25 protein-coding genes are annotated in these 24,908 nt (G+C 46.8%); 24 read left to right on the plus strand and 1 reads right to left on the minus strand.

Going from position 1 to position 24,908, the window contains the following annotated elements; genetic code table 11:
- Positions 1-189: 189 nt before the first annotated feature.
- The 9 genes from CXF70_RS15570 to rsmI all read left to right on the plus strand — a co-directional run bounded on the left by CXF70_RS15570 (position 190) and on the right by rsmI (position 6,848).
- On the plus strand, positions 190-1,626 hold the full coding sequence (locus CXF70_RS15570; protein ID WP_199172848.1) for an aminotransferase class I/II-fold pyridoxal phosphate-dependent enzyme: 1,437 nt from the start codon (positions 190-192) through the stop codon (positions 1,624-1,626).
- On the plus strand, positions 1,623-2,267 hold the full coding sequence (gene tmk, locus CXF70_RS15575; RefSeq protein WP_084242252.1) for a dTMP kinase: 645 nt from the start codon (positions 1,623-1,625) through the stop codon (positions 2,265-2,267). Before CXF70_RS15570 ends, tmk begins: the two co-directional genes overlap by 4 nt.
- Positions 2,268-2,325: 58 nt before the next feature.
- Complete coding sequence (locus CXF70_RS15580) at positions 2,326-2,655, plus strand: cyclic-di-AMP receptor (RefSeq protein WP_084242251.1); 330 nt, start codon at positions 2,326-2,328, stop codon at positions 2,653-2,655.
- An 80-nt stretch (positions 2,656-2,735) separates the two neighbouring features.
- Positions 2,736-3,728, plus strand: coding sequence for a DNA polymerase III subunit delta' (gene holB / locus CXF70_RS15585; protein WP_101803424.1), 993 nt, complete (start codon positions 2,736-2,738; stop codon positions 3,726-3,728).
- A 3-nt stretch (positions 3,729-3,731) separates the two neighbouring features.
- Positions 3,732-4,544, plus strand: coding sequence for a PSP1 domain-containing protein (locus tag CXF70_RS15590; RefSeq protein WP_084242249.1), 813 nt, complete (start codon positions 3,732-3,734; stop codon positions 4,542-4,544).
- A 10-nt stretch (positions 4,545-4,554) separates the two neighbouring features.
- Positions 4,555-4,917, plus strand: a complete 363-nt coding sequence (yabA, locus tag CXF70_RS15595; RefSeq protein WP_101803445.1) for a DNA replication initiation control protein YabA — start codon at positions 4,555-4,557, stop codon at positions 4,915-4,917.
- A 71-nt stretch (positions 4,918-4,988) separates the two neighbouring features.
- Entirely contained in the window at positions 4,989-5,726 is a 738-nt protein-coding gene (locus tag CXF70_RS15600) for a tRNA1(Val) (adenine(37)-N6)-methyltransferase (RefSeq protein WP_101803446.1), read from the plus strand.
- On the plus strand, positions 5,713-5,979 hold the full coding sequence (locus CXF70_RS15605) for a GIY-YIG nuclease family protein (protein ID WP_101803425.1): 267 nt from the start codon (positions 5,713-5,715) through the stop codon (positions 5,977-5,979). Before CXF70_RS15600 ends, CXF70_RS15605 begins: the two co-directional genes overlap by 14 nt.
- Positions 5,979-6,848 (plus strand): 16S rRNA (cytidine(1402)-2'-O)-methyltransferase, encoded by an 870-nt coding sequence (rsmI, locus tag CXF70_RS15610; RefSeq protein ID WP_101803426.1) that lies wholly within the window; start codon positions 5,979-5,981, stop codon positions 6,846-6,848. The genes CXF70_RS15605 and rsmI overlap by 1 nt, the downstream gene beginning before the upstream one ends.
- A gap of 42 nt (positions 6,849-6,890) precedes the next feature.
- Here rsmI and CXF70_RS15615 read toward each other — a convergent pair whose 3' ends face one another.
- Entirely contained in the window at positions 6,891-7,169 is a 279-nt protein-coding gene (locus CXF70_RS15615; RefSeq protein WP_084242246.1) for a transition state genes transcriptional regulator AbrB, read from the minus strand.
- Positions 7,170-7,500: 331 nt separating this feature from the next.
- Here CXF70_RS15615 and metG point away from each other — a divergent pair, with 331 nt between their 5' ends.
- From metG to mfd, 15 genes are all read left to right on the plus strand, one after another.
- Positions 7,501-9,459, plus strand: a complete 1,959-nt coding sequence (metG, locus tag CXF70_RS15620) for a methionine--tRNA ligase (protein ID WP_101803427.1) — start codon at positions 7,501-7,503, stop codon at positions 9,457-9,459.
- Positions 9,460-9,650: 191 nt separating this feature from the next.
- Complete coding sequence (locus CXF70_RS15625; protein ID WP_101803428.1) at positions 9,651-10,418, plus strand: TatD family hydrolase; 768 nt, start codon at positions 9,651-9,653, stop codon at positions 10,416-10,418.
- Between the two features lie 87 nt (positions 10,419-10,505).
- On the plus strand, positions 10,506-11,813 hold the full coding sequence (locus CXF70_RS15630) for a G5 and 3D domain-containing protein (protein WP_233208660.1): 1,308 nt from the start codon (positions 10,506-10,508) through the stop codon (positions 11,811-11,813).
- Positions 11,814-12,367: 554 nt separating this feature from the next.
- A complete protein-coding gene (gene rnmV, locus CXF70_RS15635) occupies positions 12,368-12,928 on the plus strand; it encodes a ribonuclease M5 (RefSeq protein WP_101803429.1) in 561 nt (186 codons plus the stop codon).
- Positions 12,925-13,803 (plus strand): 16S rRNA (adenine(1518)-N(6)/adenine(1519)-N(6))-dimethyltransferase RsmA, encoded by an 879-nt coding sequence (gene rsmA / locus CXF70_RS15640; RefSeq protein WP_101803430.1) that lies wholly within the window; start codon positions 12,925-12,927, stop codon positions 13,801-13,803. The genes rnmV and rsmA overlap by 4 nt, the downstream gene beginning before the upstream one ends.
- A 160-nt stretch (positions 13,804-13,963) precedes the next feature.
- Positions 13,964-14,227, plus strand: coding sequence for a biofilm formation stimulator Veg (gene veg, locus CXF70_RS15645; protein ID WP_071152415.1), 264 nt, complete (start codon positions 13,964-13,966; stop codon positions 14,225-14,227).
- Between the two features lie 146 nt (positions 14,228-14,373).
- Positions 14,374-15,237, plus strand: coding sequence for a 4-(cytidine 5'-diphospho)-2-C-methyl-D-erythritol kinase (gene ispE, locus CXF70_RS15650; protein WP_084242241.1), 864 nt, complete (start codon positions 14,374-14,376; stop codon positions 15,235-15,237).
- Between the two features lie 56 nt (positions 15,238-15,293).
- Positions 15,294-16,121, plus strand: coding sequence for a pur operon repressor (gene purR, locus CXF70_RS15655; RefSeq protein WP_084242240.1), 828 nt, complete (start codon positions 15,294-15,296; stop codon positions 16,119-16,121).
- A gap of 2 nt (positions 16,122-16,123) precedes the next feature.
- Positions 16,124-16,498, plus strand: a complete 375-nt coding sequence (locus CXF70_RS15660) for a RidA family protein (RefSeq protein WP_084242239.1) — start codon at positions 16,124-16,126, stop codon at positions 16,496-16,498.
- Positions 16,499-16,651: 153 nt separating this feature from the next.
- Positions 16,652-16,936 (plus strand): septation regulator SpoVG, encoded by a 285-nt coding sequence (gene spoVG / locus CXF70_RS15665; RefSeq protein ID WP_084242255.1) that lies wholly within the window; start codon positions 16,652-16,654, stop codon positions 16,934-16,936.
- 590 nt (positions 16,937-17,526) lie between these two features.
- Positions 17,527-18,900 (plus strand): bifunctional UDP-N-acetylglucosamine diphosphorylase/glucosamine-1-phosphate N-acetyltransferase GlmU, encoded by a 1,374-nt coding sequence (glmU, locus tag CXF70_RS15670; protein WP_101803431.1) that lies wholly within the window; start codon positions 17,527-17,529, stop codon positions 18,898-18,900.
- Positions 18,901-18,913: 13 nt separating this feature from the next.
- Entirely contained in the window at positions 18,914-19,876 is a 963-nt protein-coding gene (locus CXF70_RS15675) for a ribose-phosphate diphosphokinase (RefSeq protein WP_084242236.1), read from the plus strand.
- 97 nt (positions 19,877-19,973) lie between these two features.
- The gene (locus CXF70_RS15680; RefSeq protein WP_101803448.1) at positions 19,974-20,633 is read left to right on the plus strand and encodes a 50S ribosomal protein L25/general stress protein Ctc; all 660 of its coding nucleotides are present in this window, start codon (positions 19,974-19,976) and stop codon (positions 20,631-20,633) included.
- A gap of 106 nt (positions 20,634-20,739) precedes the next feature.
- Positions 20,740-21,303, plus strand: coding sequence for an aminoacyl-tRNA hydrolase (pth, locus tag CXF70_RS15685; protein WP_101803432.1), 564 nt, complete (start codon positions 20,740-20,742; stop codon positions 21,301-21,303).
- A 63-nt stretch (positions 21,304-21,366) separates the two neighbouring features.
- Entirely contained in the window at positions 21,367-24,900 is a 3,534-nt protein-coding gene (mfd, locus tag CXF70_RS15690; protein WP_101803433.1) for a transcription-repair coupling factor, read from the plus strand.
- Positions 24,901-24,908: the final 8 nt, after the last annotated feature.

Consider the following 24,908-nt stretch of genomic DNA (forward strand, 5'->3'; position numbering starts at 1 on the left):
GAAAGAAAGGTCGTTACCGCGCAAGCGGTAGCGGCCTTTTTTGTCATAAACTTTATTGGAAATAACGTTTATGACAAGGCACTTGCCGATAAAAAGAACAGCTGAAGTGCTTTCATTGAAGCCACTTTGCTCATTGCTGCTCAAGTTCGTTATAATAGAAGGAATAAGAAAGATATGAGGATGAATTATATGACGCAACGGCGCCCTTTAGTGGAAGCGTTAAAGAAGTTTCAGCAACAGCGGCCGGTTTCATTTCATGTTCCAGGGCACAAGCACGGGGAATTATCCGGTTTGCCGGATGAAATACGATCGTCTTTACAGTATGATCAAACTGAATTGAGTGGATTGGATGATCTGCATTATCCGGACGGCGCTATTAAAGAAGCCCAGGATTTGCTGGCTGAAGCCTACGGAGCTGATCAAAGCTTCTTTTTGGTGAATGGTTCAACAAGCGGAAATCTAGCGATGATTCATGCAGTCTGCAAAGAAGGGGACTGTGTACTGGTTCAGCGAAACTCCCATAAATCGATTTTTCATGCGTTGGAATTGGCCAAATTGCGGCCAGTGTATCTCGCGCCGGAATGGAGTGAAGCGTCCCAAAGTGCGGAAGGCGTATCACTCAAAACCTTGCAAGATGCTATCCAGCAATATCCGGAAGCGAAAGCTTTGATTTTGACTTATCCCAATTATTACGGCATGGCTGGACCGGAAATAGAAGAAATAATAAAGTACAGTCATCTATTCGATATTCCGGTGTTGGTTGATGAAGCTCACGGTGCTCACTTGCTTGCCGGTGGGCCATTTCCGAAGTCTGCATTCTCTTATGGCGCAGATGCGGTAGTGCAGTCTGCCCACAAGACATTGCCCGCTATGACGATGGGATCTTTTCTTCATATAAATAATGAACGCATTAATGCAAAAAGGATCAGCAAATATCTGCGCATGTTCCAATCAAGCAGCCCTTCCTATTTGATCATGGCCTCATTGGATGATGCAAGAGCGTATATTCAAACGTATTCAGGACCGGATCTGCAGCATTTTGTAGAGAAACGAAAGCTGTTTATAGAGAGCCTGCAGTCGATTTCAGGGCTTGAAGTTTTTGAAGCTCATGATCCGCTCAAAATCATGTTGAGGATGGCAGGATATAATGGTTTCAGACTTCAGGGAAAACTTGAAGAAATGAATGTATATGCTGAAATGGCTGATTCACGGCAAGTGGTGATGGTATTGCCATTAATGAAACAAAGTCACACCTATCCATTTGCGGAAATCAGAAGCCGGATCCGGGAAGCTGTACAAGAACTTCGAAAAGAGCAGACGGATAAGGAACTGCCGGTAACACGCCAGGAGCCTATTGCCATCAGTGAACCGGAGATTTCCTATGAAGCGATAGATTTAGCAGATTCGGAATGGATTTCCTATACAAAAGCGATGGGCCGCCATTCAGCAGCAATGGTCACTCCCTATCCGCCCGGAGTTCCGCTAGCACTGCCGGGAGAGATATGGACACACGTAAAATTGGAGCAATTGATGGATCATTTGGCAGCAGGTGCAGTAATTCAAGGTGAACATAATCTGGCTGAAAAGCAACTTTTGGTCATACAGCATGGAGGAAACGAGGAATGAACAAACCAGGATATTTTATTACGATTGAAGGGCCTGAAGGAGCTGGCAAGACGACAGCTATTGAGCAGTTGATGAAACAATTGCAGCCTTTAGGTATCGAGGCTGTTTTGACGCGGGAACCGGGAGGCATTGAGATTGCTGAAAAGATCCGTGAGGTGATTTTAAATAAAAACCACACGGCAATGGACGGGCGTACAGAAGCGCTTCTTTATGCAGCCGCCCGGCGACAGCATCTCGTTGAGAAAGTGGTGCCAGCGCTGCAGCAGGGGAAAGTGGTGCTTTGCGACCGCTTTATCGACAGTTCTCTGGCTTACCAGGGGCATGCGCGCGGCCTTGGCATTGATGAAGTTCTTTCCATCAATGAATTCGCAATTCAAGACACTTGGCCGGATTTGACCTTATTATTTGATGTGCCGCCTGAAATCGGTCTGCAAAGGATTGCGGCAAACAGCGGAAGGGAACAGAACCGCTTGGATATGGAGAAATTACCGTTCCACCAAAAAGTGTATGAGGGCTACCAGGAGGTTTCACGCCGATATCCCGATCGCATTGTCAGAATCGATGCTTCCAAAGAGCCGGAAGAAGTTGTGGCGGCAGCACTGGCAGCGATTAAAAAAGGCATGGAAAGTTATACAGCGTAATTAATTGTTCGTGTTATAATTATATAGAAGAAACACCAATAAAAAGGAGTGAGTGCTGATGAAACTCGTCGTTGCAGTTGTACAGGACCAAGACAGTAACCGATTATCCAATGCTTTGACAAAAAATGATTTCCGGGCTACCAAGCTTGCCAGTACAGGAGGGTTTTTGCGCTCAGGGAATACGACTTTTTTAATCGGGGTTGATGACAGCCTTGTCCCTAAATTAATGGATTTGATCCGGGAAAATTGCCGTTCGCGTGAACAGATGGTAGCACCTGTTTCACCTATGGGCGGAAACGCGGATTCGTATATACCATATCCTGTGGAAGTGGAAGTGGGCGGCGCCACGATTTTCGTGTTGCCGATTGAGCAATTCCATCATTTCTAAGCAGCGTTTAACGATGAAATACATGACACCCGTGCTCCCTTGGAACACGGGATTTTTTTAAAAAGGCGGAAGGTGAGCTTGTGCAGATGACAACCGAAGAATTCGAGCAGATGCAGCCGATTGTGATGAAGAGGCTGCAAGGAGCTTTTGAAAAAGACCGGCTGGCACATGCCTTCCTTTTTGAAGGGCCTGCCGGTTCAGGAATAAAAGAAGTGACTCATTTTTTTGTGAAATTGCTGCTTTGCGAAAATCCGCAGCAAAATGTTCCATGTGGAACATGCAGAAGTTGCCAATTATATGACTCCGGGAATCACCCGAATATCGTGTTTATTGAGCCGGATGGCCAAAACATCAAAATCGACCAGATCCGTGAACTGATTTATTCAATGAATAAAACCGGTTTGAATACAGGCCGGAAAATATATGTCATTCAGGAAGCGGACCGGATGAATAATGCTTCCGCCAACGCTTTGCTGAAGTTTTTAGAGGAACCGGAATTCAATGTCACCGCTATTCTTCAGACAGAACGGCTGAATGCGATCATGAGCACGATCCGTTCCCGTTGCCAGCTTGTAACGTTTCAGCCGCTGTCACGCCCAGTACTAATGGAAAAGTTGATTGCAGGGGGCATGACGGCTTCTATGGCCGCAACGGTCAGCATGCTGACGCAAAGTGAAGAAGAAGCGCTGGCACTCAGTGCGGATGAACAATTTCCACAGGCAAGAAAGACCGTTTTAAAACTGGTGGAAGTGGTCAGCAACAATGTACACGAGGCACTTCTTATGCTGCAGTCCGACTGGCTTCCGTTGTTTAAGGAAAAAGAAGATACCGAAAGAGGCCTGGACATGTTATTATTTGCATATCGGGACATTGCTTCGGTAAAGGCAGGACTCGAGACAGCAAGAACGTATCCAGACATGGAAGAAACTTGGAAGCAGATGGCTCTTCAGCGTTCTTTTACTGTGTTGTCAAAACAGCTGCAGGCCATTTTACAGGCCAAACAGCAATTGCCTCGCAATATGAACCGAACGCTGCTGATGGAGCAATTAATACTGAATCTGCGGGAGGGGTAAAAATTGTATAATGTCATAGGTGTCCGCTTTAAAAAAGCGGGTAAAATATATTATTTCGATCCAGGTGAATTTACGATCGAAAAAGATGATTATGTCATCGTTGAAACAGCTCGTGGAGTGGAATATGGAAAAGTGGTCGTACCGGTCAAGACGGTCGGCGAAAACGATGTCGTATTGCCGCTGAAGCAAGTTGTGCGTGTAGCAAGTGAACGCGACCGCCAGCAGGTGGAAGATAACCGCCAGGAAGCGCAGCGCGCATTTGAAACAGGTACAGGCAAGATTGAAGAACATCGGCTCGATATGAAACTGGTTGATGTGGAATATACATTTGACCGCAATAAAGTGATATTTTATTTCACTGCGGAAGGCCGCGTCGATTTCCGGAACCTTGTTAAGGATCTGGCGTCAATATTCCGGACGCGCATCGAACTTCGCCAAATCGGTGTAAGAGATGAAGCGAAAATGCTCGGCGGCATCGGACCATGCGGACGCATGCTTTGCTGTTCGACATTCCTGGGTGATTTTGAACCGGTTTCGATCAAGATGGCGAAAGACCAGAATCTGTCCTTGAATCCGTCTAAAATTTCAGGTCTGTGCGGACGCTTGATGTGCTGCCTGAAATACGAGAACGATGAATATGAGCAAGCGAAAAAAGAAATGCCGGATGTCGGCACCCGGGTTGCGACTCCGGATGGCGAAGGACGTGTTGTCGGCATGAATATTCTGGAACGCGTATTGAAAATCCGCCTTTCTGAGCAGGAACAGACACTTGAATATGCATTAAGTGAGATAATGGACCAAGGAACGAGAGCGTGAGGTGGTTGGTGTGAAAGATAAGAACTTTTTGGATACAGTGATGGATTTTGAACAGCAGCTGGAATCGATGCAGCAGCAGTTCCGTGAATTGAAAGCAGTGGTGGCGCATACGATGGAAGAACATCATGCGCTTCAGCTGGAAAATCATCATTTGCGTGCGCGTCTGGATGAGCTTCATGAAGCGGTTCCGGAAGCTGCAGCGGCTGTGGATCCTGTTAAACTCGAAAGAGCGGTCATGGATATCGGCGAAGGTTATGATAATCTGGCCCGCCTTTATCAAGAAGGCTATCATGTCTGCCATGTACATTTTGGCAGTTCCCGAAAAGGTGATGATTGCCTGTTCTGCCTTTCATTTTTAAACAAGCAGAATTGATGGCAAATTCAACAAAAGCTTCCGTCACTTCGCGTGGCGGCAGCTTTTTGTTTTGTGGAGGAGTTGAAAATATGCTGTTGGACGACGAACGGCTGGATTATTTATTGGCGGAGGAATTGCGGATCATTCAAAGCCCATCCGTATTTTCGTTTTCACTCGATGCGGTGTTGTTGGCGCGGTTCGCTTATGTGCCGTTGAAACGCGGGAAGATTGTGGATTTATGTACAGGAAACGGGGCGATTCCGCTATTTTTAAGCGCTCGGACGGAATCACAGATCATTGGGGTCGAGCTGCAGGAGCGGTTAGTGCATATGGCTGATCGCAGTGTGGCCTATAACGGGCTGGAGGAACAGATCAGCATTTTGCAGGGGGATGTCAAAACGATCCCGGAAACGCTGGGTTTTGAGAAATACGATGTGGTGACATGCAACCCGCCGTATTTCCCTGCGGATAATATGAGCGATAAGAACATAAGTGAACATATGGCGATTGCGCGCCATGAGCTCCATTTGACGCTGGACGAGGCGGTGCGTTCTGCCAGCCAGTTATTGAAGCAGGGCGGCAAAGCGGCCTTTGTGCACCGCTCAGGACGGCTGATCGACCTGATCACCGCCATGCGCGCTAACCGGCTCGAGCCGAAACGTGTGCGGCTGGTCTATCCGAAAGCCGGGAAAGAAGCTAATACTTTATTGATTGAAGGAATAAAAGACGGCAAGCCTGATCTGAAAATCCTGCCGCCGTTGATTGTCTACGGAGACGACGGGGAATACATGGAAGAAGTGCGGGAAATGCTTTATGGAGACAAATAGCCATTATTTCTATGTCCTTGAATGTGCCGATAATTCCTATTACGCTGGCTATACCAATGATTTGCAGAAACGGCTGGAGACGCATAATGCCGGCAAAGGCGCGAAATACACCCGCGCGAGAGGACCGGTGAAAATGATCCATTCCGAAGAATTTGAAACAAAACCGGAAGCGATGAAGGCGGAATATGCCTTCAAGCAATTAACGAAAGCGAAAAAAATCCGTTATATTGCTGAAGGGAAGGAGCAGGCCTGATGAAATCCCAAAAAAGTTTTCAGGAAACAACAGCAACTTTATACCTCGTTGCGACGCCGATCGGCAATCTCGAAGACATGACGGTCCGTGCGCTGCGCATTTTGAAAGAAGTCGATATCATCGCAGCGGAAGACACGAGAAATACAAAGAAATTGTGCAATTACTTTGATATTCAAACAAAGCTGGTCAGCTATCATGAGCATAATCAGGAAAGTGGCGGCCATAAAATACTCGGCTATCTGGAAGAAGGCAGATCTGTGGCGCTTGTCAGCGATGCTGGCATGCCGTGCATATCTGACCCGGGTGAAGATATTGTGAAGCGGGCGATAGCGGAAGGCTTTCCGGTCGTGCCAATTCCCGGAGCCAATGCAGCGCTCAGTGCGCTCATTGCTTCCGGCATTGCACCTCAGCCATTCCAGTTCTACGGCTTCCTGTCACGGGGTAAAAAAGAGCGCCAGGCTGAACTTGAACTATTGAGCCAAAACCGCGAGACGCTTATTTTTTATGAAGCGCCGCACCGGCTGAAGGAAAGCCTGAAAAGCATCCAGAAGAATTTCGGCAATGAGCGCCGGATTGTTCTGGCGCGGGAAGTGACCAAGAAATTCGAGGAATTCCTGCGCGGCACGGTGGAACAAGCGGTGGACTGGTCAGACGCCAATGAAATACGCGGTGAATTCTGCATCGTCATCGAAGGGAATGCGGAACCGGATCCGGTCGAAACGACGGTCTGGTGGGAAGACCTCACCATAGAAGAGCATGTTGAAGAAGTGATGGAGCGGGAACAGCTTTCCTCCAAAGAGGCGATCAAAAAAGTCTCGGCAGACCGGAAATTGTCGAAACGGGATGTTTACCAGGCTTATCACACTTAAAGAAAAAACCGGGGCGCCACAGGCGCTCCGGTTTTAAAAAACTTATTTTTTCAAGTTGCCTTGAATTTCTTTCATCAGCATTTCTGCGCCTTCAGAACTCAAGACCAATTTGCCGCCGACAAGTTTCATGTTGTCGTCTGATACTTCGCCTGTTACAGCGCAAGTCATGTTCGGCATATATTTTTTCAAGATGATCTTGTCATCATCGACATAGATCTCCAAAGCGTCTTTCTCTGCGATGCCCAATGTGCGGCGCAATTCGATTGGAATAACTACACGGCCCAATTCGTCAACTTTACGTACGATACCTGTTGATTTCATAATATTCGTCCCCCTTGAATTTTATAGATGTTTTCGCCAAAATTCGACAATTACCACTTCCTGTCATAAATCATACCAACTCCTTTCTTCCAGGTCAACATAAAACTATCGGATTTATAATGAAATACCATAATTTATGATATATATTATTGAAATCTTTAAAAAGAAGTGCTTTAAAAGGGCAAAATTCGACAATTGGTAAAATTAAACAGAATTTTTAGATATAATATTTTGACAAAAAATACCGTTGAACCCCTAAGATTGAAAGATTGTACAAAATTGCGGACTTCGTTAAAATAAACTTTATACAAACAAACTGGAGGAATTTTTCGTGACTGCAAACAAAGAGACATATTATTTAACGACTCCGATTTATTATCCAAGCGGAAAATTCCATATCGGAACCGCTTATACAACGGTTGCATCCGATGCGATGGCGCGCTATAAACGCCTTCGCGGCTTTGATGTCCGCTTTTTGACGGGCATGGATGAACATGGCCAGAAAATAGAGGAAAAAGCGCAGGAAGCCGGCCTTGCACCACAGGAATATGTAAATGGCATGGCGGAAGCTGCAAAAAGTGTCTGGAAAACGATGGACATCACTTATGACGATTTTATCCAGACCACTGAAGCCCGCCATAAAGAAGGCGTGGAAAAGATTTTCCAGAAGTTCCTCGATAACGGAGACATCTATAAGGGCCATTACGAAGGCTGGTACTGCACGCCTTGTGAGTCCTTCTATACAGTAAGCCAGTTGGATAATGGCAAGTGCCCCGACTGCGGCCGCCCTGTCCATAAAGTGAAGGAAGAATCGTATTTCTTCAATATGAAGAAATATGCAGCCCGTCTCCTGGACTATTACGAGAATAATGTCGAATTTATCGAGCCTGAATCCCGTAAAAATGAAATGATCAATAACTTCATCAAACCAGGTCTTGAAGATCTTTCCGTTTCCCGCACATCATTTGACTGGGGGATTCCGGTTCCTGGAGATCCGAAGCACGTTATTTACGTGTGGGTGGATGCTTTGTCGAATTATATTACATCGCTGGGCTACGGCTCTGAGGACGATTCACTATTCAATAAATACTGGCCGGCGGATGTTCACGTGGTTGGTAAGGATATCGTCCGTTTCCACACGATCTATTGGCCGATTTTCCTGATGGCGCTTGATTTGCCATTGCCGAAAAAAGTTTTCGCCCACGGCTTCATCATGATGAAAGACGGCAAAATGTCAAAATCGAAAGGCAATGTCGTGTATCCGGAAATGCTGGTAGAGCGCTATGGCCTCGATGCCACACGCTACTTCCTTTTGCGCGAGCTGCCTTTCGGTTCTGACGGCGTATTTTCTCCGGAAGCGTTTATCGAACGGACAAATTACGATCTTGCCAACGACCTCGGGAATTTATTGAACCGGACAGTGTCCATGATCAATAAATACTTTGATGGGGAAGTGCCGCAAATTTCCGGTGAAAAGACGGAGTTTGACGCGACACTGCAGCGCGTGGCGAAAGAAACGGTCGAAACTTATGAGAAGCACATGGAGAAAATGCAGTTCAGCATGGTGCTGAGCGAAGTTTGGGTGCTGATTTCAAGAACCAATAAATATATAGATGAAACACAGCCGTGGGTCTTGGCGAAAGACGAAGCGACGAAAGAACAGCTTGCTTCGGTCATGGCCCACTTGGCGGAAAGCTTGCGCATGACAGCGGTTATGCTTCAGCCATTCCTGCCGAATGCGCCGAAGCAAATCATCGAACAGCTTGGCTTGTCGGAAGAATATCTGGCTTGGGAAACGCTGGACGGTTTCGGCAAAATTCCTGCCAACACAATAGTGGCTGCCAAAGGGACGCCGATCTTCCCGCGTCTTGAAATCGAACCCGAAGTTGCATATATCCGAGACCAAATGCGTGGTGGAGCTGCTGCGGAACCGGAAGAAGAAGCAATCGAAGACGTGCCGGACGTACCGGAAATCACGATTGAAGATTTTGCGAAGGTCGACCTTCGTGCAGCAACGGTTACAGCTTGCGAGCCGGTGCCGAAAACGTCGAAGCTGCTGAAACTGCAGCTGGACTTGGGCTATGAACAGCGCCAAGTGGTTTCGGGCATTGCCGAACATTACAAGCCGGAAGAATTGGTCGGTAAAAAAGTGGTAGTCGTTGCGAACTTGAAACCAGTGAAATTACGCGGTGAGTTATCGCAGGGCATGATTTTGGCCGGCGAAAAAGATGGCTTCCTGACAATGGCATCCATTGCCGAGAAATTGCCGAACGGCGCAAAAATTAAATAAACCCTTATCATAAGATGGTCCGCTTGACTGAGCGGGCCATTTTTATTATGGTGAATTTTGCAGTCTTTTCTGGATGGATTACAGGCAATTTGTCATGCAAAAAAGATGTTTTGTTATACAAATGTAATATTACTGAGAAGAAAGAAATGAAGATTACGGATAAAATAAAGCTTAGCGTAAGGAGAATGCATATGTTTATTGATACTCACGTACATTTAAATGCTGACCAATACGACGATGACTTGAAAGAAGTCATCGAACGCGCATTAGAAAACAATGTTACAAAAATGATTGTCATCGGTTTTGATCGCAAAACGATTGAACGTGCCATGGCATTAATAGAAGAATACGATTTCCTTTATGCGGTGATCGGCTGGCATCCGGTTGATGCGGTTGATTGCACGGAAGCGGATCTGGAATGGATCGAAGAGCTGTCGGCACATCCGAAAGTCGTCGGCATCGGTGAAACCGGCCTGGACTACCATTGGGACAAATCGCCCAAGGACATCCAGCAGGAAGTATTCCGCAAGCAGATCCGGCTGGCGAAAAAGCTGGAGCTGCCGATCATCATCCATAATCGGGACGCGACAGAAGATGTCCTCAGCATCCTGAAAGAGGAAAATGCAGCGGAAGTCGGCGGTATCATGCACTGTTTCGGCGGGAGCGTCGAAACGGCCCAGATCAGCATCGACATGAATTTCATGATTTCACTTGGCGGACCGGTCACATTCAAGAATGCCAAAAAGCCTAAGGAAGTCGCAGAACAGATTCCACTCGAACATCTCTTGATCGAAACGGACGCGCCTTATCTTGCGCCTCACCCTTACCGCGGAAAACGCAATGAACCTTCATACGTAACGCTGGTGGCGGAAGAGATTGCCCGCTTGAAGGATTTGCCGGTGGAAGAAGTGGCAAAAATCACCACACAGAACGCTGAAAGATTCTTTAAATTGAACTAAAGAGAAAGAATGGCTGAAAACCGTTCTAATTGACATGCAACTAAATGAGTCTATATAATCACACAGGTGAATGAGGAGGAGTTACATTTGACGAAAGAAGACGAGGATAATAATTACTCAACAATAAAAACATCCAAAAAGAAATCAGTGATCATCACGTTGGCTACGGTGCTGATGTTTGTGGCGGTTATGGCTTTCGCAATTTATGAAGGTACGAAAAACACGGTTACGATGATTTCCAATGGCGAAAAAGAAGAAGTTAAAACCCATGCAGAAACTGTAGGGGCATTTCTTGCGGAACAGTCAATCGAAGTAGGGCAGGATGACTATTTAAGCCATACAGCAGAAGCTTCAATCGATAAAGATATCGTGATTGAATGGACGGAAGCCGACCAATTCACGATTACAGTCGATGGCAAACCGACATCAGCCTGGACGACTTCGAATACAGTCGAAGATATTCTGGCTAAAGCGGAAATTGAAATCACTGAACACGATAAAGTAACACCTGCGTTAAACGAAGAAGTAGATGCAAACACAGCTATTTCTGTTGAAAAAGCTTATGAAGTGACAATCTTTGATGGACTGGAAGAAAAGAAAGTATGGTCCACTTCGACTACGGTCGCTGACTTTTTAAAACAGCATAAAATCACTTTGAGCGATCTTGATCGCGTAGAAAAAGATATGGATGAATTAATCCTTCCCGGATCTGAAGTTAAAGTTGTTCGTGTAGAAAAGGTCACCGATGTAGTGGAAGATTCAGTGAAATTCGCCAAGGAAACGAAGAAAGATTCCTCTCTTTTGAAAGGATCTGAAAAAGTAGTCCAAAAAGGCGAAGAAGGTCTTGTAGAAAAGACTTACGAAGTTGTCATGGAAAACGGCAAAGAAGTAAAACGTGAACTTAAAGGCGAGAAAGTCATCAAAGAAGCGAAGAAACAAGTAGTAGCAGTCGGAACGAAAACTGTTGTCGCAAGTGTTTCCCGTGGAAATGATACAACAGCGGCAGCTCCTGCTCCGAAAAAAGCGGCAGCACCACAGCCGGCAGCAACATCGACTAAAACAACAAAAACTGCAGCACCAGTTCAAAGCAGTGAACCATCAAGCAGCCGTGAATTCTACGTATCGGCAACTGCTTATACGGCTTCATGCACAGGCTGCTCAGGCATCACTGCAACAGGCATCAACTTGAAAGCGAACCCGCACTTGAAAGTGATCGCAGTTGACCCTTCCGTTATTCCGCTCGGCTCGAAAGTATGGGTTGAAGGATATGGCCATGCAATCGCTGGCGATACCGGCGGTGCAATCAAAGGCAACAAAATCGATATCTTCATGGCGGACCGCTCTGCGGCTTTGGCATTTGGCCGCCAGCAAGTGAAAATCAAAATTCTGGATTAATGAAGAAATTGGAAAGCTTTCCCGGGGCAGCCCGGGAAAGCTTTTTACATGTTTAGCCGGAACGCGGTAAACTAAAACAAGTAGAATAATTGAAATGATGAAACAACATGTATGTATCGTTTCGGCGCTTTGGACAGTGCAAAGATTATGCCACTGCGCACTGCTCGTCGCAAAGGTTGCGCCATCTTCGTGTGGCGAACCTTGCCTATCGCAATAAATCAAGAAAATCACTCGTCTTTGCTGAGAGAGGTACCTAAAGATATGAAGCAAAACAGCGAAGACTCCCAGGGGAACAGAAACAGAGTTGCCTTTCCAACTCTGTTTCGACCGAAGTGCTGAGATCCACTCGGGCGAAGTGAAACGAGTACGAGTTAGCTCAGCGCAAGCCGCCAGGAAAAAACATTGTGCTCCTGCATCGCTGCGCTTCTTCGTCGCAAAGACTTGACTTCGCAAGCTTCGTTCAAGTCTTCGCAGCTATTTTGCGGAATACCAATTATTAAAAATTATTAGTTCAACTTATATAAAGCAAAAGAATTTGAAACGAGGAAAGAATAATGAAAATCAAAGAAGTGATTGTAGTCGAAGGCAAGGATGATACGGTTGCCGTCAAACGCGCGGTGGAAGCCGATACGATAGAAACGAACGGCTCCGCTATTTCCGAAGAGACATTGAAAAAAATCGCGCACGCCGCATCTAAACGCGGGGTGATTGTATTTACAGATCCTGATTATCCAGGCAGGCGGATCCGTGCTATTATTGAGGAATACGTGCCCACGGCCAAGCACGCGTTTTTAGCGAAGGAAAAAACCATTGCGAAGAACGGCAAAGGTCTTGGCATTGAACATGCCAAAGACGAAGATATCCGGGAAGCACTGGCTTCCGTCCATACACTTTGGAACAATGAAGAACCGGCTGAAATCACTATGGAAGATTTGATTATAGCCAAGCTTGTGGCCCATCCGCAGGCAAGGCAGCGCCGAACAAATATCGGTAATCTTCTGCAGATCGGCTATACCAACGGCAAACAGCTTGCCAAGCGGCTGCATATGTTCGGCATAACGAAACAGCAATTCATCGAAGCGGTGCAGGCGCTGAATCAGGAGGAACGAAAATGATGAAAGATATAGCAACACCCATACGCACCCAGGAAATAATGGCGAAACACGGCCTGACTGTGAAGAAAAGCCTTGGACAGAACTTTTTGATCGACCCGAATATTCTGCGGAAAATCGTCAGCCAGGCAGATTTGACGAAACAATCGGCAGCTATCGAAATAGGGCCCGGCATTGGAGCTTTGACAGAACACCTGGCACGTGCCGCCGGAAAAGTGCTGGCTTTTGAAATTGACCAGCGCCTGTTGCCTGTGCTTGATGATACGCTGTCCCCTTATGACAATGTCAGTATCATCCATTCCGATATTCTGAAAGCGGATGTGGCGGACGCCATTGCGCAAGAACTCGAAGGCTACGAAGATATTATGGTAGTGGCCAATTTGCCGTATTACGTAACCACACCGATCATCATGAAGCTGCTGTTGGAGAAACTGCCTATTCGCGGACTCGTGGTCATGCTTCAAAAAGAAGTGGCGGAACGGATCACAGCCAAGCCCGGAACAAAAGCTTATGGTTCATTATCTATCGCGATCCAGTACTATACAGAAGCGGAAATGGCTTTGACGGTGCCAAAGGGCGTCTTCATGCCGCAGCCGAATGTCGACTCAGCGGTCATAAAAATGACGAAGCGCACAACGCCGCAAGTGGAAGTCATCGATGAAGACTTCTTCTTTAAAGTGACGAGAGGCTCTTTTGTACAGCGCCGCAAGACGATATTCAATAATCTGCAGGCGGCAATGCCGGACGGCAAAGAAAAGAAGGACTTGATCTTGAAGGCTCTGGAAGAAGCGGGCATTGATCCGGCAAGACGCGGGGAAACCCTGAGCATCAAGGAATTCGGCGGCCTCGCTGACAAGCTTTACGGCTATTTTGGCTGATTTCCGTTATTCTGTTGAAAAAACGGCACAACTCGAATAAAAAGTGTTATTTCGGATAAATAAATATTGACACCAAGCGGATTCCAAGATAAAATTAAAAATTTATTTGACAATTTGGGCATTTTGTAGTAAGGTTTATTTATAGTGAGGTGTAGACAAAATGCCCAAAACTTTGGCGGATATCAAGAAGTCGTTGGATTTGCATTTAGGGAAACGATTGCTGTTGAAAGCAAACGGAGGTCGCAAGAAAACGGTCGAACGTGCCGGAATCCTGCGCGAAACATATCACTCCGTGTTCGTAATTGAGTTAGATCAAGATGAACATGCATTTGAAAGAGTGTCCTACAGCTACGCGGACATCCTGACAGAAGCAGTGGAAATCACTGTGTATGAAGGAACAGAAGACGCTTTAGTCGTTAAATAATCGAACTATATCTATATTTCTTTTGGAAGCCCATACTTTGCCGTTTTCGGCAGCGTATGGGTTTTTTGTTTTTTTGCCAAAAACTCCCGAATCCTTTGGCATGTGTTAAAATAGTTTTCATCAGATTATAAAAGGAGACAGTGGAGATGCTCTATGTGAAGGCACCTGCCAAAATCAATTTAACATTGGATGTACTACATAAAAGACCGGACAATTACCATGAGGTCGAAATGATCATGACTACTGTGGATCTTGCAGACCGCATCGGGCTGATGGAAACCGAACGCGGCATCCACATAGAATCAGCCGATCGCTTTGTGCCGAATGATTCGCGCAATCTTGCCTATCAGGCAGCGAAACTATTAAAAGATACCTATCATATTAAATCAGGTGTCATCATCAAACTCGATAAGCAGATTCCGGTAGCTGCCGGACTGGCAGGTGGAAGCAGCGACGCAGCCGCTACACTGAAAGGCTTGAATAAGCTATGGAAGCTGAATCTTTCGTTGGATGAGCTGGCGGAACTGGGCACGAAAATCGGGTCAGACGTCGCTTTCTGTGTCTACGGGGGGACGGCGCTCGCAAAAGGCCGGGGTGAAATCATCCAGCAGCTTCCGACACCGCCGAATTGCTGGGTCATTCTTGCCAAGCCGACAATCGGTGTTTCGACTGCTGAAGTTTACGGTGCCTTCGATGTCAATAAAGCGGAGCACCCGAATACCGGGGCTATGATTAAAGCGATTGAAAATAAAGATTATGACGGAGTTTGTGCGAATTTAGGCAATGCGCTGGAAAGCGTCACATTATCCTTGTATCCCGAAGTGGCACAGATTAAAGACCAGATGAAAAAGTTCGGTGCAGATGCAGTGCTTATGAGCGGCAGCGGTCCGACTGTCTTCGGGTTGGTGCAGCAGGAAGCGCGGATTCCGCGCATCTATAATGGTCTGCGCGGCTTCTGTGCGGAAGTATATGCGGTCAGATTAGTCGGCGAACGGGACCCACTTGCTTAAAGACGGATAATTATGGTAAGTTTTCTATAAATCATTCGTGTTCAGGAGAGTGGAAAATGAAGTGGAAACGCAGTGAACGTTTAGTAGACATGACGCATTACTTATTGGAGCATCCACATAAATTGATTCCGCTGACGTATTTTTCCGATTTATATCAATCGGCTAAGTCGTCCATCAGTGAAGATCTGGGAATCGTAAAAGAAACGTTTGAGCAAAAAGGCATCGGGTTATTGGCTACAGTGCCGGGAGCTGCAGGGGGAGTGAAATATATTCCGAAACTGCGGGAACCGGAAATCAGAGCCATCATGCAGGAATTGATCAGCGAATTGAGCCATTCTGAGCGGCTTTTGCCTGGCGGTTATTTGTATATGACTGATGTGCTGGGCAATCCAGACATCATGAACCGCGTAGGCAAAGTGTTTGCCTCGGCGTTTGCCCATGAGAAAATCGACGTCATCATGACAGTGGCGACCAAAGGCATCCCGATTGCACATGCCATTGCACGCCATCTGAATGTGCCGGTCGTTATCGTACGCAGGGACAGCAAAGTCACCGAAGGTTCCACTGTCAGCATCAATTATGTATCGGGTTCATCCCGGCGCATCCAGACGATGGTGTTATCGAAGCGCAGCATGAAGAGCGGCCAGCGTGTGCTGATCACCGATGATTTCATGAAGGTCGGCGGCACGATGAACGGCATGAAGAATCTTCTTGAAGAATTCGAATGCACGCTTGCTGGAGTGGCAGTTCTTGTGGAAGCGGAACATAAAGATGAACAATTGGTTGAAAAGTATTTATCGCTTGTTAAATTGCGCGAAGTCAGCGAAAAAGAACGTAAGATTGAATTGCAAGAAGGAAACTATTTCTCAGATGGAGGTTATTGATTATGAAATATGTAGCAACTGATCAGGCAGCGGCCGCAATCGGCCCATATTCACAAGGTGTGGTGTCAGGCGACATGTTCTATAGTTCCGGACAGATTCCATTGACGCCTGCTGGCGAGATTGCCGGGGATGCGATCGGCGAACAGACGCATCAGGTCTTTGCCAATTTGAAAGCGGTTTTGGCAGAAGCAGGTTCTTCACTGGATAACGTTATCAAAACAACTGTTTTCATCAAGGACATGAATGATTTTGCTGCACTGAATGAAATTTATGCTTCTTATTTCGGCGACCATAAACCAGCACGCTCAACAGTCGAAGTGGCCCGTTTGCCAAAAGATGTGAAAGTGGAAATAGAAGTTATTGCGAAAGTTAAGTAAGGAAATGAAGCTGCCTTTTACAGGCAGTTTTATTTTTTTATTATAAAAACAAAATATTCTAATAAATTTTGTAATTTTTGAAGGAGATTAGTCCTTAATAGCGAATACCATAAAAAGCTCCAAAAATAACATCTTAGGGGAGAGGTGATGAGAATGGAAGTAACTGATGTGAGGTTGAGACGGGTTCAGACGGATGGCCGTATGAGAGCAATCGCTTCCATCACCCTGGACAACGAGTTTGTTGTACATGATATTCGGGTGATTGATGGAAATGACGGCTTGTTCGTAGCGATGCCCAGTAAGCGGACTCCGGATGGCGAATTCAGAGATATAGCGCATCCGATTAACTCAGGTACTCGAAGTAAGCTTCAGCAAGCTGTGTTGGCTGCTTATGAACAAAGTGAGAATGATCCCGTGTTTGAAGAAGCGGGCGTATGAATTTAACAGACAGAAGAGCCTGAAGCAGAATGCAGGCTCTTTTTATTATGAAGAGAAAATGGCTGGTCTTTATGCGGTAGGCGTGGGCAATGTATTCTTACGCGGTGCTTCAGAGTTTAAGGGGTGCTATCGCTTTTCTGTGTCCAGACTCCAACGGCCAACTCCTCGAGTCATAAGCCACTCCGGCTGTGCGGCTGAAAACATGCCGCTTCGCCGGATCGTCTTATGCTTGTCGGAGCTTATCGGCCGTTTCCGCTTTTCTTTTCACACTGCCACGAACCTTGAAAAATCAAGGTTTTTCCGATATAGTTAAGAAAAGCCGAATCATTGGTGCAGCTTACGCTATTGTAAATTGCATTTTTACGTCTGTGCTTTTTTACAACAGACCCATGGGTTTGCAGTGGGGGAATAAGTCATTGGAGCGGAAAGCCGAAGGGCAAAAGCTTCTTAATAGAGAGAAAATGCATGCGCTTGTTCACAGCAGGCCGCTGCAAAAAGTATGCCGTAACGGCTTTTTTTTGCGCTCAGACGCGGACGCGTTGCGGAATAGATAATAATTGAACAAAATCTTATGGACGGAGGATGGATACATGACGAGTACATATGCAGTAATACTTGCGGCCGGACAAGGCACGCGAATGAAATCGAAATTGTATAAAGTTTTGCATCCGGTTTGCGGCATGCCGATGGTTGAGCATGTAACCGGAAACGTTTCACAGCTGGGTGTCGAGAAAATCGTTACGATTGTCGGACACGGAGCTGAAAAAGTGCGGGAGCAGCTGGGCGACAGCAGCGAATACGCATTGCAGGAAGAGCAATTGGGTACAGCACACGCTGTACAGCAGGCAGCTTCATTGATTGAAGGCAAACCGGGGACGACTTTGGTTGTTTGCGGAGATACGCCGTTGATACGCGCTGAAACAATGCAGTCACTTCTGGACCATCATAAAGAGACAGAAGCTAAAGCGACTATTCTTACAGCAATCGCCGACAATCCGGCTGGCTATGGCCGCATCATCCGTGACGGCAATGGACAGGTTTCAAAAATCGTTGAGCAAAAAGATGCCTCTCCAGATGAACAGCAAGTCAAAGAGATCAACACAGGCACATACTGCTTTGACAACGAAGCATTGTTCGAAGCGCTGAAGCTGGTTTCGAATGATAACGTCCAGGGTGAATATTACCTGCCGGATGTCATCGAAATCCTTCAGAAGCAAAGTGAAATTGTCGCTGCGTATGCTACAGACAGCTTTGATGAGACCCTTGGCGTCAACGACCGTGTGGCACTCAGCCAGGCGGAAGGCATCATGCGCGCGCGCATCGCTGAAAAACATATGCGTAACGGTGTTTCCATCATCGATCCGGCTTCTACTTATATCAGTGCAGAAGCTGAAATCGGGGCTGACACGGTCCTTTATCCGAACGTCATCATCGAAGGGCGTACGGTCATCGGGGAAGATTGCTTCATTTCATCCAACAGCCGTATCGTTTCAAGTACGATCGGTGACCGGACAGAAATCCGTTCTTCAGAAATCTACAACAGCTCGATTGGCACGGATACAACTGTTGGTCCATTTGCGCACGTCCGTCCGGAGAGCAATCTTGGCAATAAAGTCAAAATCGGCAATTTTGTCGAAGTGAAAAAAGCTGCGCTTGGCAATGGCAGTAAAATTTCACACCTGAGCTATATCGGCGACGCGGAAGTGGGAACAAACGTCAATATCGGCTGCGGTACCATTACAGTCAATTACGACGGTAAAAATAAACATGTCACGAAAATTGAAGATGATTCGTTCATCGGGTGCAATTCAAATCTTATTGCGCCGGTAACAATCGGCAAAGGTTCTTATGTAGCGGCAGGCTCGACAATTTCCAAAGACGTGCCGAATGACGCGCTGGCGATTGCGCGTGCCCGCCAGGAAAACAAAGATGGTTATGCTTCAAAATTAAACGTGAAAAAATAGGAGGTACACCTTAATGGGTTATCAAAATGCAGACAGTAAACTGAAAATCTTTTCATTGAATTCGAATAGGGAATTAGCGGAAGAAATTGCTGAAAATGTAGGCATTCCGCTAGGAAAGAGTTCGGTTACACACTTCAGTGACGGAGAAATCCAGATCAACATCGAAGAAAGTATTCGCGGCTATGATGTCTTCATCGTCCAATCCACTTCACAGCCTGTCAATGAGAACCTGATGGAGCTGCTGATCATGATTGATGCGGTTAAACGTGCTTCAGCACGGACTGTCAACGTAGTCATTCCTTATTACGGCTATGCCCGCCAGGACCGTAAAGCGCGTTCGCGTGAGCCGATTACGGCAAAACTGGTAGCGAATCTTTTGGAGACAGCCGGAGCTACACGTGTGGTTGTACTGGATCTGCATGCGCCTCAAATCCAAGGCTTCTTTGATATTTTGATCGACCACTTAGTAGCAGTACCTCTTATCTCGGAATACTTCCTGAATGAAAGCGGCATCGACCTTGAAAATGTCATCGTCGTTTCACCTGACCACGGTGGTGTGACACGTGCGCGTAAAATGGCGGATCGCCTGAAAGCGCCGATTGCCATCATCGATAAACGCCGTCCGCGTCCGAATGTAGCGGAAGTCATGAATATCGTCGGTAATGTAGAAGGCAAAACAGCCATCATCATCGATGACATCATCGACACGGCCGGCACAATTTCAATTGCTGCCAGTGCATTGATTGAAAGCGGAGCGAAAGAAGTTTACGCGTGCTGTACGCACCCGGTACTATCTGGCCCGGCTATTCAGCGCATCGATGATTCTGTCATCAAGAAATTGATCATTACGAATTCAATCGCTTTGCCTGAAGAGAAGAAATCCCCGAAAATCAAGCAATTGTCGGTAGCTAAATTATTGGCTGAAACAATCGTGCGTGTGCACGAACAGAAATCAGTCAGCACGTTATTCGACTGAGTATAAATTCCTTTCTCACCCTCCAAGGTTTGATGATAAATGTTTAAGGGTATCCACTAACTACGAACATTTATAAAACTTGGAGGGTGAAATGTATATGGCTACAAAAATGAAAGCACAAAAAAGAGAAAGCGGTACACCGCATTCATCGTTAACAGAATTAAGAGGTAAAGGTGATGTACCGGGAATCGTCTACGGCTATCAGGCCGAATCGACTCCGCTGACAGTTTCTGAGATAGATCTGATTAAGACTTTGCGTGAATCTGGAAGAAACGGCGTCATCAATCTTGAACTGGATGGCAAAACGTTCAATGTCGTAATGAGCGACTATCAAATGGACGCTTTAAAAGGCAACTTCAAACACGTGGATTTCCTGGCGATCAATATGTCTGATGAACTTGAAGTCGCGGCGGCTGTCCATACTGTCGGTGAAGCTGCTGGTGAAAAAGAAGGCGGCATCGTCAACCAGCCGAACCGTGAAGTCCATATCAAAGTCAAGCCATCGGATATTCCGGATGCGCTTGAAGTGGATGTAAGCAAACTTGAAATCGGTGATCACATCTCAGTCGGTGATATCCGTGATACTGTATCATATGAAATCCTCGATGAAGATGATTTCCTATTGGTTTCAGTGACTGCACCTCGTACACAGGAAGAGATGGATGAGCTTGAAGAAACTCCTGAAACTGAAGGCGCTGAGCCGGAAGTGGTCGGAAGTGACGAAGAATCCGATTCTGACGAAGATAAAGAAGCTTAAAATTTAACAGAAGAAAACAGGGACTGTCTTCTGGCAGTCCCTGTTTTTTCATTAATAAGAGTATGTGGTAAAATAGACAGCAGTGAAAAGCAAAGGACGAGTTGCGATGAAATTGATTATTGGCCTGGGCAATCCAGGCAAAACATATGAACAGACCCGCCATAATATCGGTTTCCATGTAATCGATCATCTGGCTTCTAAATGGAATGCCCCGCTGACACAGGCGAAATTCAAGGGCATGTATTCGGTCATCCACCGCCCCGAAGGCAAAGTGGTGTTGCTGAAGCCCTTGACGTACATGAATTTATCGGGTGAAAGCGTCAGTGCCCTGATGGATTATTACGATATTGATATTGATGATATCATTGTCATCTATGATGATCTGGACTTGCCGACAGGGCAATTGAGGCTGCGCCAGAAAGGAAGCGCTGGAGGGCATAACGGCATCAAGTCCTTGATTCAGCATCTGGGCACCCAGAATTTCAATCGGATCCGCATCGGCATCAGCCGCCCGCCTGCAGGAATGAAAGTGCCGGATTATGTCTTATCCAGATTTTCGAAAGAGGAAAGCGCGGATATGGCAGAAGCGGTCCAAAAATCAGCTGAAGCCTGTGAATTTTGGCTGGGCAAACCGTTCATAGAAGTCATGACCAAATACAATGGAGCATAGATTCGCTTTGGCGCATAACGCGTTCAGAGCTTTTTTCTGTTTCCCGGGAAAGGAGGAATCTTCATGAATCATATTTTAGAAGCTTTTTCAGAGGATTCACACGTACAAAAGTTAATTGCTGATTTGAAGAAAGGGCAGGATCATCAGCTGGTTTCAGGGTTATCGGGGAGCGGGCGTACTTTCTTCTACCGCACTCTCTACGGTGAGCTTGAAGAACCGATGCTGATCGTAACACCGAACCTTTTGCATGCGCAGCGCGTCTATGATGACTTGGTGAAGTTATTGGGCGAAGAACTGGTCCATTTATATCCGGCAGAAGAACTGATTGCAGCGGATGTCTCTTTTTCAGGTCCGGAGCTTCGCGCTCACCGGATTGATACACTGGATCATATGGCGAATACCGGTAAAGGCATCTACATTACGCCAGTAGCCGGCATGCGGAAATTACTGCCTTCGAGAAAACAATGGGATGCTTCTACTTTACGGGTGGAAGACGGAGAAGAGCTGGATGCTGACCAATGGCTTTTAAAGTTGGTGGCTATGGGCTATTCCCGTACCACAATGGTGACGGCACCTGGGGAATTTGCACTTCGCGGCGGCATCCTCGATGTCTATCCGCTGAACTTCGAACATCCGGTCCGTATTGAATTATTCGATACGGAAGTCGACTCTATCCGTATTTTTGACGCGGAAGACCAGCGCTCACTGAAAAAAATCGCTTCGTTATGCATTCTTCCCGCCAACGAACTGGTGCTCGATAAAGCGCAAAGAAGCGCTTTGGCAGACCGTATTGAAGAACAATTAGCTTTTACATTGAAGAAAACAAAGGCTGATGATACGAAAGAGTTGTTGCTGCAGTACATTCAGCATGATATCGATATCCTCCGGCAAGGGGATATTCCAGACCAGGCAGCTAAATATGCCTCTCTTGTAGAAACCCAATCTGCTTCTTTAGCGGATTATTTCCCGGGAAATGGTTACGTATTTTTCGACGAACTGGGCCGTATCCAGGAAATGACGGAAACCCTGGAACGTGAAGAAGGGGAATGGATCGTCTCTTTATTGGAGGAAGGGAAATTCCTTCAAGGTGTCAATCTGTCCTATACGTTCCGTGAATTGATTGGCCAAATGAAACAAAAGGTCACTTACCTGTCTTTATTTGTGCGGACGTTCCCGATGGTTTCAGTCAAGAAATCGATTGCCTTCTCCAGTAAGCCGATGCAATCGTTCCATGGCCAGATGAATTTATTGAAAGCGGAAATGGAACGCTGGGTGATGGGGAAATTCCGTGTATTCGTCATAGCTGAAGGCGACAAAAGGCTGCGGAAGGTCCGTTCGGTGCTCGAAGATTACGGAATTGAAGCTGAAATTCTTACGGAGTCTACGGCAGTTCAGCCAGGCAAAGTGTATTTGGCGGACGGAGATCTGGCAAACGGCTTTGAAATGTCATTGCAGCGCTTTGCCGTCATTACCGATTCGGAATTGTTCAAACAGCAGCCGAAGAAAAAGACACGTGCGCAGAAACTGACTAATGCTGAACGCATCAAAAGCTATTCAGAAATCAAACCGGGCGATTATATTGTCCATGTCCATCACGGAATCGGACGTTACGTCGGCATCGAGACCCTGGAAGTCAAAGGCGTCCATAAAGATTATCTCCATATCGTCTATAAAGCGGATGATAAATTATTCGTGCCGGTCGATCAGATTGATTTGATCCAGAAATACATCGCTTCCGAAGAAAAAGAGCCGAAGCTCCATAAAATGGGCGGCGCCGAGTGGAAGAAAACCCGTGCGAAAGTTTCTAAAGCGGTGCAGGACATTGCAGACGACCTGATCAAGCTTTATGCCGAGCGGGAAGCGCTGAAAGGCTATGCCTTCTCGAAAGAGCAGGATATGCAGCGGCAATTTGAATCGGAGTTCCCTTACGACGAAACTGTCGACCAGCTTCGTTCAATCAATGAAGTCAAAAAGGATATGGAAAAAGAACGGCCGATGGACCGGCTGATTTGCGGAGATGTCGGCTACGGCAAAACGGAAGTCGCCATACGCGCCGCCTTTAAAGCGGTACTGGATGGCAAACAAGTGGCTTTCCTCGTGCCGACGACGATTCTGGCACAGCAGCATTTCGATACGATGAGTGAACGCTTTAAGGATTATCCGATCGAAGTGGGCCTTATGAGCCGTTTTCGTTCGAAAAAGCAACAGGCGGAAACCGTTAAAGGCCTGAAGAACGGTTCTGTGGATGTTGTAGTGGGAACCCACCGGATCCTTTCGAAAGACATGCATTATAAAGATCTGGGGTTATTGATCATTGATGAAGAACAGCGCTTCGGCGTCACCCATAAAGAGAAGATCAAGCAGATGAAGACCAATGTCGACGTGCTGACTTTGACGGCGACACCGATTCCGCGGACGCTTCATATGTCGATGATCGGAGTGCGCGACCTGTCTGTCATTGAAACGCCGCCGGCAAACCGATTCCCCGTCCAAAGCTATGTGATGGAGCAGAACGGTGCCCTCGTGCGTGAAGCGATCGAACGCGAAATGGCACGCGGCGGACAGGCGTTTTATTTATACAACCGGGTCGACGATATGACACGGAAAGTGGAAGAGCTCCAGCAATTGGTGCCGGAGGCCCGTATCGGCTATGCACACGGGCAGATGTCCGAAACCGAGCTTGAATCGATCATCCTCGGTTTCCTGGACGGCGATTACGATGTATTGGTGACGACGACGATCATTGAAACAGGCATCGATATCCCGAACGTCAACACGCTGATTGTAGAAAACGCGGACCGCATGGGCTTGTCCCAGCTCTATCAGCTGCGGGGGCGTGTAGGCCGTTCAAGCCGTGTCGCCTACGCTTACTTCATGTACCAGCGGGATAAAGTGCTGACGGACGTAGCGGAAAAGCGCCTGATGGCAATCAAGGAATTCACGGAGCTTGGCTCCGGCTTTAAAATCGCCATGCGTGATTTGACGATCCGCGGAGCAGGGAACCTGTTGGGCTCCCAGCAGCATGGCTTTATTGACTCGGTAGGCTTTGATCTTTATTCCCAAATGCTGGAAGAAGCAATCGAAGAACGCCAGAGCGGCGTCAAGAAAGAGCCGGTGCAGGAAATCGAAATTTCGCTGGATGTCGACGCCTATATACCGGATTCCTATATCAGCGACGGCTATCAGAAGATCCAGATGTACAAGCGGGTCAAAGGCATAGACGAAGCTGAGGAAGTCGCAGAACTGCAGGATGAACTGATCGACCGTTTCGGCGACATGCCGCTTGAAACCGACCGTCTCCTGCGCATCGCCCTGATGAAAGTGTGGGGAAGCCAGGTGGGCGTTGAATCGATCAAGCAAAACGGCAAGATCACCTCCATTAAATTAAGCGAAAAAGGTACGGCGGCCGTCAACGGCGGCAAGCTTGTCGAAGAATCGGCAGCTTACGGCCGTGCAGTCGGCTTCAGCATGGCGGGCCAGCAGCTAGTCATGGCAATCGATGAAAATAAAACAGCCAAACATCATCCTTTCGATGTTCTGGAAGGTATGATTAAATTATTGCCGGAATCTCTCCGGGAAGTTGAAACAACAAATTAATCCGATGA

The organism is Planomicrobium sp. MB-3u-38 (assembly GCF_002836425.1).
Lineage (GTDB): Bacteria > Bacillota > Bacilli > Bacillales_A > Planococcaceae > Planococcus > Planococcus okeanokoites.

Excerpts from the sequence above, each read along its gene's own strand:
- CXF70_RS15570 (WP_199172848.1), top strand. The coding sequence starts at position 190 with ATGACGCAACGGCGCCCTTTAGTGGAAGCGTTAAAGAAGTTTCAGCAA.
- tmk (WP_084242252.1), top strand. The coding sequence starts at position 1,623 with ATGAACAAACCAGGATATTTTATTACGATTGAAGGGCCTGAAGGAGCT.
- CXF70_RS15580 (WP_084242251.1), top strand. The coding sequence starts at position 2,326 with ATGAAACTCGTCGTTGCAGTTGTACAGGACCAAGACAGTAACCGATTA.
- CXF70_RS15600 (WP_101803446.1), top strand. The coding sequence starts at position 4,989 with ATGCTGTTGGACGACGAACGGCTGGATTATTTATTGGCGGAGGAATTG.
- CXF70_RS15605 (WP_101803425.1), top strand. The coding sequence starts at position 5,713 with ATGGAGACAAATAGCCATTATTTCTATGTCCTTGAATGTGCCGATAAT.
- rsmI (WP_101803426.1), top strand. The coding sequence starts at position 5,979 with ATGAAATCCCAAAAAAGTTTTCAGGAAACAACAGCAACTTTATACCTC.
- CXF70_RS15615 (WP_084242246.1), bottom strand. The coding sequence starts at position 7,169 with ATGAAATCAACAGGTATCGTACGTAAAGTTGACGAATTGGGCCGTGTA.
- CXF70_RS15625 (WP_101803428.1), top strand. The coding sequence starts at position 9,651 with ATGTTTATTGATACTCACGTACATTTAAATGCTGACCAATACGACGAT.
- rnmV (WP_101803429.1), top strand. The coding sequence starts at position 12,368 with ATGAAAATCAAAGAAGTGATTGTAGTCGAAGGCAAGGATGATACGGTT.
- rsmA (WP_101803430.1), top strand. The coding sequence starts at position 12,925 with ATGATGAAAGATATAGCAACACCCATACGCACCCAGGAAATAATGGCG.
- veg (WP_071152415.1), top strand. The coding sequence starts at position 13,964 with ATGCCCAAAACTTTGGCGGATATCAAGAAGTCGTTGGATTTGCATTTA.
- ispE (WP_084242241.1), top strand. The coding sequence starts at position 14,374 with ATGCTCTATGTGAAGGCACCTGCCAAAATCAATTTAACATTGGATGTA.
- purR (WP_084242240.1), top strand. The coding sequence starts at position 15,294 with ATGAAGTGGAAACGCAGTGAACGTTTAGTAGACATGACGCATTACTTA.
- CXF70_RS15660 (WP_084242239.1), top strand. The coding sequence starts at position 16,124 with ATGAAATATGTAGCAACTGATCAGGCAGCGGCCGCAATCGGCCCATAT.
- spoVG (WP_084242255.1), top strand. The coding sequence starts at position 16,652 with ATGGAAGTAACTGATGTGAGGTTGAGACGGGTTCAGACGGATGGCCGT.
- glmU (WP_101803431.1), top strand. The coding sequence starts at position 17,527 with ATGACGAGTACATATGCAGTAATACTTGCGGCCGGACAAGGCACGCGA.
- CXF70_RS15675 (WP_084242236.1), top strand. The coding sequence starts at position 18,914 with ATGGGTTATCAAAATGCAGACAGTAAACTGAAAATCTTTTCATTGAAT.
- CXF70_RS15680 (WP_101803448.1), top strand. The coding sequence starts at position 19,974 with ATGGCTACAAAAATGAAAGCACAAAAAAGAGAAAGCGGTACACCGCAT.
- pth (WP_101803432.1), top strand. The coding sequence starts at position 20,740 with ATGAAATTGATTATTGGCCTGGGCAATCCAGGCAAAACATATGAACAG.
- mfd (WP_101803433.1), top strand. The coding sequence starts at position 21,367 with ATGAATCATATTTTAGAAGCTTTTTCAGAGGATTCACACGTACAAAAG.